The 20,078-nt window shown below is 36.6% G+C and carries 18 protein-coding genes and 1 pseudogene; 14 read left to right on the top strand and 5 right to left on the bottom strand.

Translation table 11 applies throughout. The annotated features are described in order from the left end of the window. The first annotated feature begins 75 nt into the window (after positions 1 to 75). The 4 genes from QE450_RS10310 (at position 76) to QE450_RS10295 (ending at position 7,230) form a co-directional block, all read left to right on the top strand. On the top strand, positions 76 to 1,371 hold the full coding sequence (locus QE450_RS10310; RefSeq protein ID WP_307299106.1) for an alpha-galactosidase: 1,296 nt from the start codon (positions 76 to 78) through the stop codon (positions 1,369 to 1,371). Between the two features lie 320 nt (positions 1,372 to 1,691). Further along, positions 1,692 to 3,641, top strand: coding sequence for a 3'-5' exonuclease (locus QE450_RS10305; RefSeq protein ID WP_273612725.1), 1,950 nt, complete (start codon positions 1,692 to 1,694; stop codon positions 3,639 to 3,641). A 106-nt stretch (positions 3,642 to 3,747) separates the two neighbouring features. Further along, positions 3,748 to 6,867 carry a metallophosphoesterase gene (locus QE450_RS10300; protein WP_307299101.1) on the top strand — a complete coding sequence of 1,040 codons (3,120 nt, stop codon included), beginning with the start codon at positions 3,748 to 3,750 and terminating at the stop codon, positions 6,865 to 6,867. Positions 6,868 to 6,990: 123 nt separating this feature from the next. Further along, a complete protein-coding gene (locus QE450_RS10295) occupies positions 6,991 to 7,230 on the top strand; it encodes a hypothetical protein (protein WP_307299098.1) in 240 nt (79 codons plus the stop codon). A 99-nt stretch (positions 7,231 to 7,329) separates the two neighbouring features. Here QE450_RS10295 and QE450_RS10290 read toward each other — a convergent pair whose 3' ends face one another. Further along, positions 7,330 to 7,848: a GNAT family N-acetyltransferase gene (locus QE450_RS10290; protein ID WP_307299096.1), complete on the bottom strand. Its 519-nt coding sequence runs from the start codon at positions 7,846 to 7,848 to the stop codon at positions 7,330 to 7,332. Positions 7,849 to 8,291: 443 nt separating this feature from the next. Here QE450_RS10290 and QE450_RS10285 point away from each other — a divergent pair, with 443 nt between their 5' ends. Genes QE450_RS10285 through QE450_RS10275 form a run of 3 tightly spaced genes read left to right on the top strand, consistent with a single transcriptional unit; the run spans position 8,292 to position 9,525 of the window. Then, positions 8,292 to 8,675 carry a DUF7674 family protein gene (locus tag QE450_RS10285; RefSeq protein WP_307299094.1) on the top strand — a complete coding sequence of 128 codons (384 nt, stop codon included), beginning with the start codon at positions 8,292 to 8,294 and terminating at the stop codon, positions 8,673 to 8,675. Continuing rightward, positions 8,668 to 9,126: a putative immunity protein gene (locus tag QE450_RS10280; RefSeq protein ID WP_307299092.1), complete on the top strand. Its 459-nt coding sequence runs from the start codon at positions 8,668 to 8,670 to the stop codon at positions 9,124 to 9,126. Before QE450_RS10285 ends, QE450_RS10280 begins: the two co-directional genes overlap by 8 nt. Before the next feature lie 51 nt (positions 9,127 to 9,177). After that, positions 9,178 to 9,525 carry a hypothetical protein gene (locus QE450_RS10275; RefSeq protein ID WP_307299090.1) on the top strand — a complete coding sequence of 116 codons (348 nt, stop codon included), beginning with the start codon at positions 9,178 to 9,180 and terminating at the stop codon, positions 9,523 to 9,525. A 181-nt stretch (positions 9,526 to 9,706) separates the two neighbouring features. Here the strand turns inward: QE450_RS10275 and QE450_RS10270 are convergent, their stop codons facing one another. From QE450_RS10270 to QE450_RS10260, 3 genes are all read right to left on the bottom strand, one after another. Then, positions 9,707 to 10,807 (bottom strand): WD40 repeat domain-containing protein, encoded by a 1,101-nt coding sequence (locus QE450_RS10270; RefSeq protein ID WP_307299087.1) that lies wholly within the window; start codon positions 10,805 to 10,807, stop codon positions 9,707 to 9,709. Positions 10,808 to 10,914: 107 nt separating this feature from the next. Next, complete coding sequence (locus QE450_RS10265; protein WP_307299086.1) at positions 10,915 to 12,435, bottom strand: HAMP domain-containing sensor histidine kinase; 1,521 nt, start codon at positions 12,433 to 12,435, stop codon at positions 10,915 to 10,917. Continuing rightward, positions 12,432 to 13,118, bottom strand: coding sequence for a response regulator transcription factor (locus tag QE450_RS10260; protein ID WP_273612713.1), 687 nt, complete (start codon positions 13,116 to 13,118; stop codon positions 12,432 to 12,434). The genes QE450_RS10265 and QE450_RS10260 overlap by 4 nt, the downstream gene beginning before the upstream one ends. A gap of 359 nt (positions 13,119 to 13,477) precedes the next feature. Between QE450_RS10260 and QE450_RS10255 the strand changes: the two genes are divergently transcribed. The 4 genes and pseudogenes from QE450_RS10255 to QE450_RS10240 all read left to right on the top strand — a co-directional run bounded on the left by QE450_RS10255 (position 13,478) and on the right by QE450_RS10240 (position 16,014). After that, positions 13,478 to 13,918 carry an SMI1/KNR4 family protein gene (locus tag QE450_RS10255; RefSeq protein WP_307299083.1) on the top strand — a complete coding sequence of 147 codons (441 nt, stop codon included), beginning with the start codon at positions 13,478 to 13,480 and terminating at the stop codon, positions 13,916 to 13,918. A 171-nt stretch (positions 13,919 to 14,089) separates the two neighbouring features. Continuing rightward, the gene (gene add / locus QE450_RS10250) at positions 14,090 to 15,136 is read left to right on the top strand and encodes an adenosine deaminase (protein ID WP_274172531.1); all 1,047 of its coding nucleotides are present in this window, start codon (positions 14,090 to 14,092) and stop codon (positions 15,134 to 15,136) included. Between the two features lie 359 nt (positions 15,137 to 15,495). After that, positions 15,496 to 15,738, top strand: a pseudogene (locus QE450_RS10245) (response regulator); the annotation flags it as partial. Next, positions 15,739 to 16,014 (top strand): response regulator transcription factor, encoded by a 276-nt coding sequence (locus QE450_RS10240; protein ID WP_307302662.1) that lies wholly within the window; start codon positions 15,739 to 15,741, stop codon positions 16,012 to 16,014. Between the two features lie 10 nt (positions 16,015 to 16,024). Here the strand turns inward: QE450_RS10240 and QE450_RS10235 are convergent, their stop codons facing one another. After that, positions 16,025 to 17,551 carry a hypothetical protein gene (locus QE450_RS10235; RefSeq protein ID WP_307299078.1) on the bottom strand — a complete coding sequence of 509 codons (1,527 nt, stop codon included), beginning with the start codon at positions 17,549 to 17,551 and terminating at the stop codon, positions 16,025 to 16,027. A 137-nt stretch (positions 17,552 to 17,688) separates the two neighbouring features. On the opposite strand from QE450_RS10235, the gene QE450_RS10230 reads away from it, so the two are divergent. The 3 genes from QE450_RS10230 to QE450_RS10220 all read left to right on the top strand — a co-directional run bounded on the left by QE450_RS10230 (position 17,689) and on the right by QE450_RS10220 (position 19,977). Continuing rightward, positions 17,689 to 18,360, top strand: coding sequence for a hypothetical protein (locus tag QE450_RS10230; protein ID WP_307299075.1), 672 nt, complete (start codon positions 17,689 to 17,691; stop codon positions 18,358 to 18,360). Between the two features lie 409 nt (positions 18,361 to 18,769). Then, the gene (locus QE450_RS10225) at positions 18,770 to 19,045 is read left to right on the top strand and encodes a DUF6809 family protein (RefSeq protein WP_307299072.1); all 276 of its coding nucleotides are present in this window, start codon (positions 18,770 to 18,772) and stop codon (positions 19,043 to 19,045) included. 71 nt (positions 19,046 to 19,116) lie between these two features. After that, positions 19,117 to 19,977 (top strand): Cof-type HAD-IIB family hydrolase, encoded by an 861-nt coding sequence (locus tag QE450_RS10220; protein WP_307299070.1) that lies wholly within the window; start codon positions 19,117 to 19,119, stop codon positions 19,975 to 19,977. The last annotated feature ends 101 nt before the right edge of the window (positions 19,978 to 20,078 follow it).

The following is a 20,078-nucleotide window of genomic DNA, read 5'->3' as shown; positions in this document are numbered from 1 at the left end:
CAACCGTTTCCAAAAAAAGTTTAAAATAAATACAGCATATTATTCCAAAATAGATATATCTAAAGGAGATCCAATATGGAACATCATCTATGGGCACAATATCCACCCCGGGGCTGGAATAGTTGGGATTGTTATGGAGCCGCTGTACGAGAAGAAGAAATTATAGGCAATGCCGAGTATATGTCTACTCATCTCAAAGAGCACGGTTGGGAATATATTGTAGTGGATATTCAGTGGTATGAAGCAGGTGCTGTATCCTCAGCGTATCGCAAGTTTGAGCCATTAGAAATGGATAACTATTCCCGATTAATTCCAGCAGTCAATCGCTTTCCTTCCAGTAAAGATGGTCAAGGATTCCGTCTGTTAGCTGATCGGGTACATCAATTAGGATTAAAGTTCGGTATACATATTATGCGTGGTATTCCAAGACAAGCGGTGCATCAGAATACAGCGATCAAAGGAACGCATATCACCGCCAGACAGATTGCACATCCTAATTCGATCTGTCCGTGGAATACAGATATGTATGGAGTAGATGCTTCACAAGAAGGAGCACAACAATATTACAATTCATTATTTGAAATGTATGCAGAGTGGGGAGTCGATTTTGTCAAAGTCGATGATATTGCGGCTTCACGTCTGTATGATACTCATCTGGAAGAAATTGAACTGATTCGTCGCGCAATTGATCAGTGTGGTCGTCCAATGGTACTCAGTCTATCTCCAGGGCCAGCGCCATTAGAATACCAACAACAATTAAGAGACCATGCGAATATGTGGCGTGTTACCGATGACTTCTGGGATATCTGGTCATTATTATATGCGATGTTCGAACGGTGTGAGAAATGGTCACCGTATGTAGGCGAAGGTTCTTGGCCGGATTGTGATATGTTGCCACTCGGTCATATCGGTATTCGCTCTGTAGATGGAGGCGGAGCAGATCGCTGGACACGATTCACACCTGATGAACAGCGCACTATGATGACACTGTGGTCAATTTTCCGTTCGCCATTAATGTTCGGAGGAGAATTACGGGATAACGATGAATGGACATTGTCATTGCTGAACAATCCGCTGATTTTAGAAATGAATCACAAGAGCCGTCAAGCCTATCAACTTTCTCGTGATGAGCAAGATCGAATCATCTGGGTAGCAGAGGAAGATGGAACGAATCATCGCTATATCGCTTTGTTCAATGCAGGAGAAGAGCAGAACACCGTAACACTGGATCTATCTTTATTAGATATAACAGTCCCAGTGAATCTGCATAATCTATGGCAGCCTACAGAACAATTAACTGTACAAGGACAATGGGAAATAGAACTTCCACCACACGGATGTGTCGTTTATCGATTAGAGCCACTAGCTTAAAAAGAGTACTTGTATCCCCAATAGAAAAACAGAATTAAAGCATATAGCAACTAAAGAAGATCACTACCAACAGACCTAATAAAAGTAGGACTTTTCCAATTTAAGATGGAAAATGTCCTGCTTTTTTGGTTTAAATCCATTATCTTGAAAAAAAGTATTTCCAATATGAGTCAAACGAAGTATGATATAGGTAAATGTATACGCTACCTAAGACCTAAAAAAATTGAAATATTTCATTTTAAAGCAAAATTATCGCAGATTTCCAGAAGAACTGGACTCTAACTCGTACATCTTCTGCCTGCACTAAGGAGAACACAGCTATGGCATATACGATTCCAGACACCATCCCGAGAAAAGCAACCGCAGGCGAACGCCTTTTATTTCAAACGCTCAAAGAACATCTTCCAGACGATTATATTGTCTACTACGAACCAGAGATCGGTGGCAGACGACCAGACTACGTCATTATCGGTCCGGATCTTGGACTATTGGTGTTAGAAGTGAAAGACTACACCGAAAATACCCTCTACGAACTCAATACTCATGAATGGCAGCTACATACCCAAAAAGGAACAGGATCGGTAGAAACGGTCAAAAATCCGCTACTCCAAGCAAGAGACTATGCTTTTCGAATCAATAATAAGCTTAAAAAAGATCAGAATCTTACACAACAAAGCGGCGTGTATGCAAATAATCTCAAGTTCCGCTATGGACATGGAGTTGTTTTTACCCGTCTTAAGCAGACCCATATCGTCAAGCATAGTCTACATCGGGTGATCGACCCTAGATATATGCTCACACGAGAAGAAATAGACCTCGAAGATGAGAATTGCACCGCAGATCATCTACTAGAGCGCATTACCAATATGTTCGATACCCCTTTTCATATGAATCAGATGCTAACCGACGAAGATATCAAAGCGATTCGTTATCATCTATTTCCTGAAGTACGGATTAGTGCAGAATATCGGGAGCCTGCTTATTATCAAGACCAACTCTTACTATCGCTTCATAATATTCAAGCGATGGACTTGCATCAGGAATCACTTGCCAGACAGTTGGGAGATAAGAATCGATTAATACGCGGTGTAGCAGGTAGTGGCAAGACTTTAATTCTAGCCGCTAGAGCGAAGATGTTAATCAAAGACCATCCACATTGGAAAATTCTTGTCCTCTGTTATGGCATTCCATTATCAAGAGTGATTCGCAGTCAGATTGATCGGATGCTCGAAGAACCGGAAGATTTGTTCGATTTTGCTAACAGTCAGACGAATTCATCAGCTACACCTTCTATAGAGAAGTCATCCAACCTACAGATTGCTACATTCCATGAATGGCTGTGGAGCACGATGCGTATCAAAGACGAGCTGATCGAATCTTATCTGGAAAAGATCAATCGTGGCGAAACCATCTTACCGCAATACGATGCGATCCTGATCGACGAAGGACAAGACTTCGAACCGTCATGGCTAGAATTGCTAAGTAAGGTGCTTAACCCGGAAACCCAATCACTATTACTGGTCGAAGACAAAGCGCAAAATATTTACAAACGCAAAACCAGTCTGAGCCAGAACACCGGACTCGACTTCCGTGGACGCTCCAAAATTCTCAGTATCAACTACCGTAACACCGCTCAGATCGTCAACTTCGCATGGGACTTCTATCGTACCCATTCGAGCTTAGGGGAAAAGGTCAAAGAAGGCACAAGTATAGAAGGCGTAGAGATTATCCCACCGCAAAGCACCAAGCGTAAAGGGATAGAGCCACAGATCAAGCACTGCGCTTCATTTGCAGAAGAAGTACAATGGGTCGCACAGCAGATGAAGATATTACATGAGCAGAAAAAAGTACCTTACGCCGAAATGGCTGTCCTGTATCGGGTACAAAAGCGCTATTCGTACTCTTATATAGACGTATTACAAAAAGAACTATCCAAGCATGAGATTCCATACAACTGGTTCACCGAAAATACAGCATCCAAACGCACATTCGAACGCCACCAAGAAGCCGTCAAGCTATCCACACTCGACAGCTCCAAAGGACTAGACTTCAAAGCCGTTTTTATCGTCAATGTCGACAGTATGCCATTCAAGCTAGAAGAACATCCAGAGCGAGAAGTTTCGTTATTTTATATCGGAATGACGAGAGCGATGGACTGGTTGTTCTTGAGTTATAGCAAGGTTGAGGGATTTGCAGGGTGGCTTGAGGAAAAGGTTGTCGAAGCAAGTGATGCAGTTGAACAGAAGAAGCAACAACGATTCAAATCCTAGAACACACTTTAGAACATTCTCAAAGGGGAGTTACACATTGCATGTAGAAAGCGAAAAAATTTAAACAAATAAATTTTATTAAACTAAATGAAAGAGTGGGTAAAAAATGAGAATTATACATCTTTCAGATTTTCATCTTACTTCTAATAGTATTAGCGATTTGAACGATTTTATTATGAGAGCACTTATATTTGATTTAAAAGAGCAAAATAAAAGACAAAAAATTGATCTGATTATATTTACAGGTGATTTAGTGCATCAAGCTGGAAACTCATTTTCTCAAGATATTGAATTAGCATTTTATAGTTTTGTAGAAAATGTTATAGATCCTATTTTAGTAGCTTTGCAATTGGAAAGAGATCGTTTTTTATTTGTACCAGGTAATCATGATGTTAATAGGAATTTAGATAGTAAATATATCGAAGATGGTTTAAGAACTTCTCTTAATAGTATAGAATCTGTGAATGATTATATACTTAAACAAGATGAAGAAGGAAGAAAAAGAATACTCCCATTTAAAGTTTTTGAGCGGGATTTTCATGGATCATTTAAAGGCGAATTTAAAATAACAGATTTTGAATCTAACTATATTCTTAATATAAATAATGAAAAAATTGGAATAACCTGTTTTAATTCTTCTTGGCGTTGTTATGATGATGAAGATAAAAATAGAATTATCTTAGGAGAAAAACAAATCACTAGATCAATTGACCTTCTTAGTGAATGTGATATTAAAATAGCATTAATACATCATCCATTAGATTGGTTAGCTAATTTTGAAATAAAAGCTATAGAAAGTATGATAAATAGAGAATATAACATGCTGTTTTGTGGTCATGTGCATGAAGGTAGTGCTTGGAGTAAATCAAATCTGTATGGAGATTTATTCTTTTCTATAGCTCCTGCAAATTGGACATATGCTATACGAAGCAACGATAATAATTATTGTAATGGTTATTCAATAATTGATTATGAAGGAAGAGAAATTAAAATTAATCACAAAATATATATTTATGAAAAAAATAAATATGAAATAAACGTACACTTAGGTAAAAAATTAGGAGAAACTATATTCAGGCTTCCCGATACAGAAGAATTAGTAAAAGAAAATAAAGGAAAAGAAATAGTAGAACAGATAAAATTAGTTTATATGCCTGAAATTAATGAACACTTGCTGAGTTATAGTACAGATACTAAAGCTCCTAAAGATATTGACGAAGTTTTTGTTCTTCCTAAAATAATTAGTAATGTTAAAACAAAAGAAGATGAAAAAGAAGAAATATTTAGTATACAAGATTTTTGTAGTAATACACAAAATATATTAATAAATGGTGATAAAGAATCAGGAAAAACTATATTGCTTGATAAGATCATGATTGAATTAGTTAATGAATACGAAAATTATAAATTAATTCCAGTTTTTTTTAACTTTGAAGATATTACTAATAGAATAGAAACTTTAATTAGTAAATTTCTAAATGTTGGAATAGTAAATATTAAAGAGTTTATTGATGGATATAATTTAATATTGTTGATAGATGATGTTTCATTCTCAGAGCACAAAAAAAATAAGATGAAACTTTTAAATGAATTTATTTCTGAGCATCCTAGTGTTAAGTTCATTTTATCTAATACAGGAACTTTAGCTGGAGAAAATCTGCTTGCCATGCAAAGTTATTCTAAAATATCACTTTGTAAAACAGTTCAAATAGGTCAATTTAGAACAAAAGAGATTAGATCTTTAATAAAAAAGTGGTTTTCAAATAATGAGACTTATGATCCTGATAAATTAGATAAAATTGTAAATATTTTTACTACTCTAAATATTCCTAGAACGCCACTCGCAATTTCTATGTTTTTATGGATCATAGAACAACAGGAAAATTATAGACCAATTAATAATGCTGTAATGCTAGAAAATTTTATAGAAAGATTATTAAAAAAGCATTCTAGAGTTGAAGGGTATTCTGAAAAATTTGATTATAGAAACAAAGAAAGATTATTAGCACATATTGCTAATGAAATGTTTAAAAAAAATCAAAGTAATTATAGATTATCTAAGATTGAACTCACCATTTTTATAAGAGAGTATTTGGTAAGTAGAAAATTCGCTTTTGATGTAGAAACTCTTTTAGAAGAATTTATTAATTGTGGAATATTTGTATTAGAATATGATTTACAAGAAAGTTATGTTAGTTTTAGATTTAACTGTTTTATAAAGTATTTTATAATGAAATACATTGGATATAATAAAAAGTTTAAAGATTTTGTTTTAAATGAAGATAATTATTTACTGTTTGAAGACGAAATAGATTATTATACAGGTATAAATAGAGATGAAGCTGGAATTTTAGAGCTATTAGTAGAGCGTATGAATAAAGAATTCAAAGAATTAAAAGAGAAATTAATAGAAGATAATGATGGTTTGGACTCCTTTTTTGAAATTAAAACTTCAATTGCAAGTCGTTTAGAAAATAAAAAATTAAATTTAATCGGTAGAAATAAACCAACTCAAGAAGATTTAGATCAAATGAATGATCATATGTTAGAAAGCGGAAAACAAGAGAACGGTATAGTAAAAAAAGAACAATCTATAAGCTCTTTTGAAAAACTTTTTAGGTCATGGTCTCTAGCCGCAAAAGTTTTAAAAAATACGGAAGAAATAGAAGTTGAAAATTTAAAAAGCGATGCTTTTAATGAAATATTATTTTGTTCTATGGCATTTGCAGCCTTATACAAATTTTTATTACAGGAGCATCTAACTAAAACAGAATTAAAAGAAGGAGACAATATTGAAAAAATAAGTAGATTAGCAGAATTTATGCCATTAGTTCATGAATCTGTTATTCATTCTTTTATAGGTACAAAAAAACTAAGTATTGTACTACAAGAATTGATAGATACCAAAATTGAAGACAACAAAGTTTCTGATTTTGAAAAATTTCTTTTAGTTTTTCTATATGCAGATTTAAAAGAAGATAAATATATTGATAATATAATTAAGTTAGTTAAAAACGTTAATAGAAATTATATATACGATATGATTTTATTTAAGGTTACTTCTTATTACTATTTGAGATCTTCAAATAAAGATAGTGATCAGATGTATGAGAACTTAATAGCTGATATTGTAGGGGGTTCAAAAGGCAAAGAAAATATAAATAAAGGGAAAGTTATTGAAAATTACAGAACTAAAAAATTATTGAAACAATATAGAGAAAGCTAATTTATATTTAAACAATATGTTTCTACTATTATGCATAATGCAACGATTTGTTTCCTCATATTCTTTCTTTCACTAAATTGTTTTATACTCCTCTTATACATACCCCGAGAGGAGAAAATAACTATGTGGATCATCAGTCAAGATGAGCAAACGATCGTCAAATCTGTTGCCCTTACCCTAGAAACATCAACCGAAGGAACGGTTCTTTCCGCTTACGTAGGAGACGGTTCAGTCGAATCTGCTTTTACAGTAGGTACGTTTCAACAGAAGGAAAGGGCAGCTAAAGAACTATCTCGCTTCCGCCAATATTTGTCTACGATCAATATGGAGCCTTTTTATATTCAACCCGATCTTGAAGCCTAACTTTATTGTTGCATTGCATCATATGCTGTTTAATGTTAAAGCCTATTCGACTATTCCCGAATAGGCTTTTTTACTTGAAGTAGTATTAATTTATGTTCATCATCTTGCTAATACGTCGTCGATATTATTCCATTCATAGACTCGTTCATTGAGAAGCACGCCACCTATTTGGATATTCACAGTCTTAGATAATGTCGCACCATAATACTCATACCAATCACATGTTTTATTATCTTCTAGCACTTCAACAAATACCTTTTGCCAGCCCAATTGCTTGAATATCTTAAATAAAGATTGAAGTAGTTGCTTACCTATACCTTTACCATGATAAGACTCCAGTATATAGATCGAAGTTAAGTCACCAGAGTGAGGTACGGTGTTGGTTTCTTTTTTCCAACCATCTGCAAATCCGACAATCTGACCTTCGAAATTCTCTGCTACCATAACGAAGTGATCTTGTTGTGCTATGGCTTGCATCCATAGATCATTTCTCTGGGTATAGGATAGATTGTTAAGAAACTCATCTGGGATGATACCTTTATATGTTGTTTTCCAACTGTCTACATGAACTCTGGCAATATCTTCTGCATCTTGAAGTGTTGCTTTTCTAATGTGCAAGATATGTACACCTCCTCAAGATTATCACTTTATTTTATGTTCGATTATACTCTTCATGTATATATCATTGTTGATTGATATATACTGGTTCTACTATCTGTATTACATACCCATTTTGAAATAGGTTGGAAGGGGATGAACTTATTTTGAAATCAACTATAGTACTCACTTTATTAGCAATGCTTATAGGTTGTAGTCTCAACACAGCACAGACTCCAAAAGGAATTCAGTATAATGATAGTACAGCAATGAGATTAAAAATGCAGTCAACGTAGATCAATTAGCGATCAAAGGTAAAGAGGATTATCGAGTATACAAAGCCCTTGTCGAAGGATAAGCATTGTATAGTCATAGCTGTTAGTTAGATTGAGGCATATATCTGTATATAGCCTTTGTAATACACATAATATATAGAAATAAAGGTAGAAAGGAATACCACTCTGATGATTATGAAAGAGCAAATGATAGATTTATTATTAGAAGCTTGTCCTTCGTATCAAGAGTCCTGGAACGACTATATAAAGGATGAAGATATAGATGAAGAACGATTATATTATTTGGAACTCTCTGACTTTGTAAGACATCTTATTCGATTGTATCGAAGTGGTAAGCATGATGAATTTCCGTCTATTTTTCATGTCATAGAGCAATTTCTTACGGAAGGTGAGCATTATGTAAGGGAAGCAGCAACGATTGGGATTTTAGAATTACTTTTGACGGATGAACATTTAAGCAGGAATGAGTTTATAAAGTATTTTGGGAAACATACGATGATCGGATGGAATTCTTTATTTCTCTTTTGGAAAGGAGAAAGCAATATTGAGTAAATCCAAGATTAAAATTGTAGACGACTTATCTCTACGAGCCGAGATTGAACAGACGATAGAAAAGGTCAGTCATGTACAATTAGCACAATGGGCGCTTAGTATTGCCCGGCATGTAATGCCTTATCTTGAGCAAGAGTTACTGAATGTTGAACAAGTAGAGAAAGCATTTAAAGTAAATGAGCTATGGCAAGTGGGACAAGCTACTGTACATCAAGTAAGGCAAGCTGGATTACAGATTCACAAAGTCGCTAGACAATGTCAGAATGAAATAGCTAAAACAGGGGCAAGAACTGCCGGACAAGCCGTAGCTGTAGGACATATGAAAGAACACGCAATCGTCGCTAGTGATTATGCAATAAAAGTAATCGGTCTGGCATCAGATAACAATATAAAATCTATTACCGAAGAACGCATATGGCAATTAGAACAATTGCAGAGCAACGGAAAATAACATAAATAGTTATAGGAAAAATCGATCTATTCCGAACTAAAGAGGTGAACTATGAAAATACTCATTATGGCTTTCTGTATACTTGGATATTCATTATTTCTTGTAGGTTGTAATACCAGTGCAGATCATACGGATTCCTATGCAGCTATTATTAATTATAATGATCAACAATATATAGGCGGACAATCTGTAGATATGAAGCAGTATACAGATATTCAGCCAGTGGGTGAAATTGTACAACGCGTGGAAGCAGGGATGTACCCGCCAGAACATCTGATGTCGAATGCGGTAGATAAAGGCACTCCAGTCTTTCAGACGGCAGATCATCATTTGTTAATCAAGCAGTTGAATGGAGAGTATCAATTATTTCGTAAGACAGATGTAGAAGTAGAATTATGACACTTTAGACGTGTTATTATATTTGGAACGTATGACAGCTACAATCTTTAAGCAGAATATTATAAGGATGTTTGGATGAAATGGAAGCAGGTCAGATTAAGCAATTATCATGACAAAAATAATCTAAAACAACAAAAATAAGCTAGAGCCACAGATACATTATGATCATGTTGGCTTTAGCTCATTTTTCGATTCCTATAATATAGGTCATGACTCCGCGACTCTCATCATACAGCGACAAGTGATCACCCGATGGATTCCATTGCATAGAAGTATTAGCATCTTGAATTTTGGCAAAAACAGGCGTTGTTTTACCTGTATGTTGATCGAAAATATACAGCCCGTTCATACCTTGCTGATTCACCTGATGGATAGAGAATGCAAGCATCCGACTATCTGGAGACCATACACTACGGCTGATTAAGCTTCCTTGACCTAATGTGCCTTCTACATGACCTTCTGTATCGATCATGATTAATTTGGCGGGTTCAGTTGTATTCCATACACGTTGTTCTATAGCGATTCGCTGTCCATCTGGAGATACCGAGAAGGCTCTAACATCGTTGGCGATCGGAGTGATCGTAGGCTCGGATTGATTCGCATATTGTACCAGCCGATAGACATTGGTATCTGGACTCAAATAGTAAATAATTTTGCCGACTTTTTGTACCGAATCCAGACTGTCTTGTTGTTGCACTGCATCTGGCAGAACCACATCGGAAGAGTGTCCGTTCAGATCGATTAAGCGCATACCACCGCCTACTTTGGTAGTAATTAAGTGTTTATTATCTGCCCAACTCACTGTACTGGTAATATCCAGTTGACCAATCGATGTTACGTTGCCTGTTGATACATCCCATATATATCCTAGAATCTGATAAGGATCACCGTCTACACCTTCTGTAAAAAACACATGCTGACCATCTTGAGACGTCAGCGCAAGATACTGAGGTGATGTGCGCCCGGGTGTTAAAGCATTTTCTTTACCATTTTCGAGATGATACATGTACAGACGATCTTTTTTGTTGATAATCAGCTTTGTATCCGATAACCATGTCCGTCCATATACATTTTTTAATGGTGCTACTGAGGTTAACATCACTTCATCGGCTTGTTTTTGCATCGAAGTATCTAGAGGTAATACCGTCAGTTGTGGTTCTGATGAACGTAGTCCGCCTGTATTGGTTAACGTACTGCACGCACTGAGCAATAGGATACATCCTATGCCGATACTTAGCCGATAGAGACGATAGAATCGGCAGAATAACATTATTTTGTTCACAAAAGAACATCTCCCTTATATGATCGATGTCTTTACTATAATCAGCAGACGTTTCGTAAATATATCGAATTGTATCCAAGTTGTAAATAATCTAGCTAATCAGCCTATTACACCGGAAGTTCCAAAACAAATTCGGTACCCGAATCATTCGATTGAGCAATATACAACTTGCTTTGTAGACGTTCTGCTAGACGGCGGGCAAGTGGAAGACCGAGACCTGTTCCGCTACCTGTACGTGCTCGATCACTGCTTAATGTGGCATAAGGCTCGAATACATTGTCCCATTGATCTTCTGGAATAATAGCACCGGAGTTGATAATACGAATGATCGTCTTGTGATCGTACAGTTCATTAGAGAGTCTAATCCATCCATGATCATTACGATTATATTTTACTGCGTTGTCTAGCAAATTTAATAAAATATGCATCAGATGCTTGGGATCGGTCGTCAATGTTACAGCAACTGTCTGTACCTGTAGATCAATACCTGAAGTGGATGCTTTGCCATGTGTACGCTTGGCGACATCGCTTAACAGTTCATCTAATTGCACAGAAGTTACTTGTAATTCAAAGTCGTATTTCTCCAACAATGACAAACGAATCGAATCTTCGATCAATTCGATCAGTCGTTTGGTTTCTTTGGCAATACTTTCACTGGCTTCGTGTACCAGTGTAGGATCGTCACCATACATATTCAGTAAGTCGGCATAGGCTTGAATCGATGTAATCGGTGTTTTGAGTTCATGACTGATATTGCCGATAAATGCTTTTTGCAATTGTTCTAGCGCTGTTAATTTGGTAATCGCTTGTTCCAGTTGTTGTTTTTCATTTTCCAGCTCGTTCACACTTTGAGCAATCATATGTCCCATCTGCACGATGTCGTCTCCCAATTGCCCTAATTCGTCTTTACGAGTAAAAAGAACAGTGCGAGGGAGAGGATAGTGTCCCTGAGATATCGAATGAGTCTCTTGAGTCAGCCGATGAATATCGGCAATCTGCTTGCGAATATATAACCAACCGACTACAAAGCTGATAATCAACACCGATACCCCTATTGTAAGAAGTAGTTGTACAATATCTTGATAAAATGCTTGTTGTTCTGCAATCGAAAGATGAAGCTGAACGACGCCAAGCAGACCATCTGGTCCTTGAATAGGAGACAAGTAGATAACCGAAGAACCTGCTGTAATATAAGCGATCTGACCTTTCAAAGCATAAGCAAGAGCTTGCTTTACATTCACTTGAGGAGCAACGGGTAATGAATCGCCAGCTAATTGCCCTGTAGCATCGTACAGAATAATACGCATATTACTGGATATTCCAAGTTGACCGGCAAGTTCGGTAGCGCGCAATTTCATAAATTGCTGAGGGTCTTTTTGATTACCGGCTAGATATTCCTGACGTATAGTAAGACCTATGATTTCGCTTTGTCGTTTGAGTGTAGTTTCGATCTGATTTTTCTGATTCGATTGAATGCCGATCAGCACTAGCGTACTTAATACACCTACAGTAAATAGAAGTAAGCCTGCTAAAAGCAGTGGAAACTTCCAGCGTAAGCTAAGTCCGCGTGACCAAAAAAATGGTGCTTTACGATCCGGTGAAGTATGGCTAAATAGAGAACTTTTCACGATAGCGGTTCTGCTTTGTAGCCAACACCGTAGACGGTTTGAAGCAAAGCTTGATGAGGTTCTATTTTTTTGCGTAATCGCTGAATATGAATATCGATCGTGCGCGTTTCTCCCAGATAATCCATTCCCCATACCAGTTCCAATAGTTCTTCACGTGTATACACTCGGTTAGGATGGTTAGCCAGTAGCGCCAATAAATCGAACTCTTTGGGTGTAAGTTCAATCGGTTGCTGGTCTACCAATACTTTACGGCTACTGCTGTATACTTCTACAGATCCTAAGGTAGCAGGTAGATCATTGACCGTAGGTGTACTTTCACGTTCCATCAGACGTGCCAAAGCTTTGATACGAGCAATCAATTCACGAATATCGAAAGGCTTGGACAGATAATCATCTGCGCCCATTTCGAGACCTAATATTTTGTCGATAATATCAGACTTGGCAGTAAGTAAAAGAATACCGATACCTTTGCGATGATTCAGTTCACGACAGACCCCATATCCATCAAGCTTAGGCATCATCACATCAAGCACGATAACATCGGGCTGAAATATAGCTGTTTTGGCAAGAGCGTCTTCACCATCTATCGCTGTTTCTACTATAAAATGTTCTCGTTTCAAAGCATAAGCAATCGAGTTACGAATACTTTCTTCATCATCTGCGATTAGTATTTTTTTGGACATGAGTGTAACCCTCTCTTTATAAAGATCCTTCATTTTCATCTTGCACATCGTATACAACAGTGTTGCTAATGCAAACAGTATAACAGACATTGCTTCGCCCAGGCAGATCATCACTACAACAGACTTATAGGTGATGAAAGTTTTAATTTACTATGACATGACACTAGTAACAGGTGAAATACCTGTGCCTGTAGAAAGCAAACAATATCGTATTACATTAGCTATTTTGTTATGAAGAAATCTAGAAAAGATCGTATTCAAATATTTCCAGTAATGATGTGTAGATGCAACCGTCTGTATAATTATACTATAATAGATCATATCGCTTATATCCGTTAGCCAAATAAGGAGTGTTGAAGATGGAATTAGAATTGTCTCAATTAGGATCATGTGAATTTTATCCACCGGCTGAAAATAGTACGATTCGTGATGCAGAAAAATGGATGAATACGACATTTCCCAAAGCACTAAAACAATTATGGAAAAAAAGTGATGGATTATATACAGATGAAGGCGTATTGATCTATGGAGCAGAACAAATTGCAGAACGCAATCAGACATGGGAGACCGATCTGTATGCAGAAGGATATGTAGCTGTTGGTGACGATAGCGGCGGCAGAGTATTGATTATGCTAGCTGAAGCAGGAGCGAAAGACGTATGGATTGTGGATGGTGGAAGTATGAGCCCTGATGATGGAATGCATGTTACCGATCATTTTATCCGCTGGGTAAATCAAGGGTTAGAATTAGGGGAATCTGAAGAAGATGAATACATAGACGATGATGAAGATATAGATTAATACCATATGTCTAACATTATTATTGCGAAATTAATATAAAACCTCTTATATGTTAGTTAATATAACATTAAATAAATTAAAGATGTACTTTTTAGTGTTATTATGTTATATTAATGAACATTTAAATGACGCATTTTTAAATGAGTCTGATCATAAGAGGAGGGAATAATAATGAATAGTCATCTGAACGGTATTGATATATCTTCTCTGCCTAAAATAGATTTACATGTTCATCTGGATGGAAGCTTACGCCCGCAGACAGTACTTGATTTAGCTGAAAGTCATGGGGTTCAATTGCCGACGACAGATAAGCATGCATTACTCTCCCATATGCAGGTAAATGAAGATTGCAGTAGTCTGCAAGACTATTTAAGCAAATTTCATTTTACAACTCGCTTTTTACAAACGGCTATTGCGTTAGAACGGGTCGCTTTTGAAATTGTGGAAAAAGCAAACAGACATCATTGTAAATATATCGAAATTCGCTTTGCTCCTCAATTGCATCGGGAACGCGGACTTTATACAGAAGAAGTGATTCATTATGTGCTTGCAGGTCTGAAGCGCGGTGAACAACAGTTCGGGGTACGAGCACGTGGTATCGCGATCTGCATGCGTCATCATGATCATCAACAAAATATGGAAGTGATTCATGCTGCTTCAAAATATATAGGCAAAGGTCTGGTCGCTGTCGATCTAGCCGGTGATGAAGCGTCATATCCACCCGAGTTGTTTCGTGAGATTTTTGCAGCTTCTCATCGCAGAGATATTCCAGTTACGATTCATGCTGGAGAAGCGGCAGGAGCTGCTAATATTCATGAAGCAGTATCCAATCTAGGCGCTACTCGAATCGGTCATGGCGTACGATTGCAAGAAGCACCAGCGATTATGGATATGATGATTGCCCGTCAGATTCCGCTTGAAATGTGTCCGGTGAGCAATATTCAGACCAAAGCGGTATCCAACTGGGAAAGCTACCCGATTCGTGATTATTTTGAACGTGGATTGATGATTACGGTAAATACCGATAATCCTGGTGTATCTGGAACAAGTATGACCAAAGAATATCGTATTTTAGCAGAGCGCTTCGGGTTCACTACATCGGAATTAGGTCAAATCGCTATGAATGGAGCTCATGCTGCTTTTCTAGAAGAAAGTGAAAAAGCGAAGTTAAAGCGAGAATTGCGAGAAGAATTTGCCAGCTTAGGCATTTCAGTGTGAATTAAAGTAAACAATAGCGATGTAAAGACTTTCCTCAATCTGTGGAAAGTCTTTTTTGCGTGTTTTTGTTAAAAATACGCCTTATCATGCGCAAGTGTGCGTGTAATACTCAATCCAATAGAAAAGATCACGATTATAATAGCTTCAGAAAGAAATAATTGCCACCTAACATAAAGGGAAAGAGTAACCATAACCTTATTAGATATCTGCAAATTAAAAACAGTTACTTATCTGTAAGAGCGAATCATCACAGAGCTTGTATCTACAACGAATGAAGCCTTAGAACAATGGACAGACTATATTCAATTACCTGTTCAATATAGACAGGTCTTTATTCAGAAGTCAGTAGCTTTCGATCGGTACAAGAAGTAGCAGAAATGATGAAGATGATAGAGGTAAAACGTCCAGATATTTTACTCGTAGATATCAATTTAAGCAATATTAGTGAAGAGGACGGATTGATCGTAGCTGAATCGGTATCAAAAGTATATCCTGATTTGAATATAGTGATTTTGACAGGATTTGACCTGCCGGTCTACCGTTATGAAGCTAAAAAAGCAGGTGCACGTGGATTTATCAACAAAAATGTATCTCCTGATCAGTTGTTACATATCCTACTTCATATTCATGCAGGTTGTACATATTTTCCCGATGAAGAAGAAGAGATCGAGCAACTGACTGAGCAAGAGACCAAAATTTTGCAAATGTTAAGCGATGGGTACAAACGAGAAGAAGTAGCCGATACGCTGTTTATTAGTAAACGTACGGTATCTAATCATATTCAACATATTTTTGATAAATTGCATGTCAGTTCAGCATTAGAAGCTGTAACTAAAGGGATCAAATTAGGTTATGTCAAAACGTATAAGCAGTCATAGTTGTGTACACTTAAAAATCTCGAAGTTCATCAAAAAGTTCGTATAAAGCATCTTTATCTACAAGCAATTTGCCTTGCTCACCTAATTGTTCTTGTAGTTCTGTTAATAGTTCATCTAACACAGTATAGATTTCTTCGCGTTCAATCGTGTCAATAATGCCACGACCCCGATCCATTTTGTTAAACGTTTCGGTATATTCAGTGACCATCTTTTCTAACATCGAATATACTGTATCTGCCTGAATCGATGCATCGATCATACGTGTAGTAGTCAGCATTTTTTTATAAGATTGAGCAGCTTTCTTAGCATTTGCAGCCGAAATGTGTTCACGTCCATCCCAATCGCGGAAAGGGTTGAGTAAATTTTCAGCTAGCCATTCTGGTTTACGAGGTTTGGTGATCCAGAGATCCAGCCCGAGAGTAGCAGCTTTTTTGTATTTCGTTTTGACCGATTTGGCTACATTGGCTGGAATACTGCTCATCCATAACACCGATAGCTTGGGTAACTGCTCAGGAGATGGGAACTCATCTGCTTCGAATCCAAATAGATCATCTGTGTTCAAAATTTGCAAATGAGGTAGTTTTGCTAGATTTTGTATATGATGTACAACACCTGGCTTGCCTGATACTCGCAGTTCGGTCAGATAAGGAAAGCGTTCCACTATAGTGTTGATATCTATCTCTTGTATACGAACTAGAGATAGTCCGGCTAAATGATCTAGACCATGAAACTGGAAAAAATGGTTCCAACATTGTAAATCAATAAATCGTCCATCAGACACACTATGAATATGAAGATCAGGAGAAGGTTCACTATTGAGCATAAAATGTATAAGATCATCATTAAGATAAATTGTAATAAGATGATCTGGTTCTAGCATCAAACGATTTAAATGGCTCTGCCTGAGATCAAGTTCAGTCACTATCGAAGATTTCCATTGTAATTCATGAATAAGAGGATTCTGGTTGATATAGTGTGCCAATTCTAGGGTACCTTGTTCAGTCTCAATCGATATCAGGCAAGGAAGCTTATCCAATTCAGAGAAATCTTCTATCTTTTGCAAGATCAGATCGTTAATTCTTGTCGTATTTTGAGGTAGTGTCTGACCCCCTACGACTACTTCAATATCTGGAGAAGCCGATTTGAATAGGTTTCTTTTCGTTACATCAATACGTTCCCAGCGACGTTGGTTATGGATGCTATTGCCGATATGCCAACCTCCAGCGTAGCTTTTTACTTCTTGATCCACCAGAGGAGGAATATTTCCTACAAATGAGTATTCCGGAGGCACGTTGGCACTCACATATTTATGATCAAATTGATCATTCCAAAAATAAGAGTTGCACACTAACGGCTTCATCGTATGTAAAGTATCTTCATCAGGCAGTGTATCTCCTGTCCAGTCTAATGCTAGAATAGCGGCTAGTGGAGGTTCTTTTGGAGATGATCCTTCTTTAAGATGAGTGACCTGACAGGCTACATATTGCTGTAGTTTTTGAGAAAAAACACAATAGATATCTCCAACTTGAGGTAGCATCATTTTTTCCTTTCGTGTATAAATATAGAATGGATTGTAATTAGTATAGCAAAAGCATGTAGGCAATACGAATCGTATCTTTATTAGAATATACAGTATAAATAGTATGACTTAATCAATTGAAAGTTGGAAAAACTATGCTACTTTTTCAATCCAAAAACAATGATGTGCTTCAGACTGCTAATCCCCCTTTAGAAATAATCACGCCATTGGGAAATATTCGGTTAGCACTAGATGCTGGAGCAGGTAATCTGCTTGATGACACATATACATGCCAGCAGCTGCAAAATGGTGGGTACATCTATACATGGAAATATGAACACGTCTACATTGAAATGATCCTTTCCTATCCAATCATTCCGCTTCCAGTACATATGGTAGTCGATGGTAGTTGTGGTCTATTGATTAGAGTAATGAATGTAGGTAGCGAGTTATCTTTGAAATGTACAGCGTATTGGTCAGAGTACCAATGGATCACAGGTGGAAGTAATACCGGTCAATATTTAGAAGCTTCCACATGGGAAGACGATCATTATTGTGTATGTATAGGAACTGAAGATAGCGAAGCTTTGTTAGATCGGATGAAAAATAACAAGCTTATGCCTATTTCGATTGAAGATGAGGAAGGGTTAACTTTTAGTAATATGAATAAAATAGGTATCTATTTACCTTTTATAGAAAGTCATAAGATCTGTCAGTTCCATTTTTATATCTCTTGGAAAAGGTATACTGATCATGAAGATGTAGATACTTGGTATGCTGTAGATCAGCAAGCAGAATTAATTTTAGAATACGAAGGATATTGCTAGCTGAAATTATGGACTATCTTTGTTGTACTATAAATAGATTATGAATTGATATAAGTACGAAAATATAAGTAAAAGACCACTCTTTTTATGCAAAGATTGGTCTTTTTTATTTAGATTCTATGATCTGCTATAAATTTATCCTTTGTGAGTCCAAATAAGATCAAATCTTGGTCTTTTGCATTTGTATAGATCACTTGGCGTCGAACTCCTGCTTGAACACAGCCTAACTTCAATCTCATATACATAGAACCTTCGTTACCTTCTAATACATAATTATTAAATTTGTTTAATCTTTGTTCAAAAAGCATATGTAATAAAAATGGTAATTTTAGCGAATTATTCGCTAATCTACACTAGAGTTCATTTGAGTAAAGTATGCTTATCTTTATATCCGAAAAGGAGGATGAAGATGAGTATTATTGAAGATTTGTATTATGGGAAATTGAATCCAAGTGAGCAAATAATACCGAAAAGTTCGGAATATCACTATAACGTAGCTAAAATATCAGATATGCTAAATAAGCTTAAAGTAGATTTATCTGTAAAAAACTACGAAAAAGTAGAAGAAATCTTAGAATTACAGGGGATATTAACTTCCATTTCTTTAGCTTCTGCTTATCGCTATGGACATCAAATAGGAACTTTGATGATGGTTGATATTTTTGGAAAAGATAATCAGGCATAAAAGATGGATGATTACTACGAATAAATAGCTATCACTATTTTTAATTTCTTATATATTATGGAGGTTAAATCATGACAGAACGTATTCGCCCAAAAATAGTCTTTATTGATATTGACGGCACACTGGTAGATGATGATGGTAATATTCCTCTTTCTGCACAACAAGCTTGTCAGCAAGCACGTCAGAACGGACATTTACTTTATTTGTGTACAGGACGATCCAAAGCGGAGATTTACGATAGTATTTGGGATATTGGGTTTGATGGACTAATTGGAGCAGGTGGAGGATATGTCGAGTTCGGAGAAGATGTTTTGTATCATAAAAAGGTAACCGCAGAAGATGTACGACATATGGTCGATTTTTTCAATCATCATCAGATCGACTTTTACTTAGAATCCAATTCGGCGCTATATGCCAGTAGCAATCTTCAACCTCATTTGGAACGACGCATCTATGGAGATATTGAGAATGATCCAGTCGCACGGGAAAAGAAAGAATTAAGACCTCATCCTTTTATCACAGGATTAACGTATGGCGAAGCTGATCTGTACAAAGACGATGTCAATAAAGTCTGTTTTCTAGAAAGTTCCACGATTCCTTTTGAACAGATTAAGCAAGAATTTGAAGGAAAGTTCCAAGTGATGCAATGTACTGTTCCTATATTTGGCGAAGGTAGTGGAGAGCTAGTCATCCCTGGAATACATAAAGCACTAGCGATAGCAGACTTGCTCGAACATCTGGGTATGTCTCATGAGGACACGATTGCGATTGGCGATGGCATGAATGACGCTGAGATGTTAGAGTATTGTGCGATTGGGATAGCAATGGGAAATGCGAAGCCAGCTCTGAAAAACATTGCAGACGATATTACAGCAACTATAGAAGAAGATGGTCTATTTTTAAGCTTTCAGAAATACGGACTTATTGAATAAGGTTGTCTATAAAAATAAAGTTATAAATCATATTAAAGAAGCAATATCAGTTAGATGTAAGCCTAACTTTATTGCTTTTTTATTTTATTTTGTAAATTTAT

This window comes from Paenibacillus sp. SORGH_AS_0306 (assembly GCF_030819345.1).
Taxonomy (GTDB): domain Bacteria; phylum Bacillota; class Bacilli; order Paenibacillales; family Paenibacillaceae; genus Saccharibacillus; species Saccharibacillus kyungheensis.
Note: the sequence above shows the minus strand (reverse complement) of the source record. Positions and strands in the feature narration are given on the sequence as shown.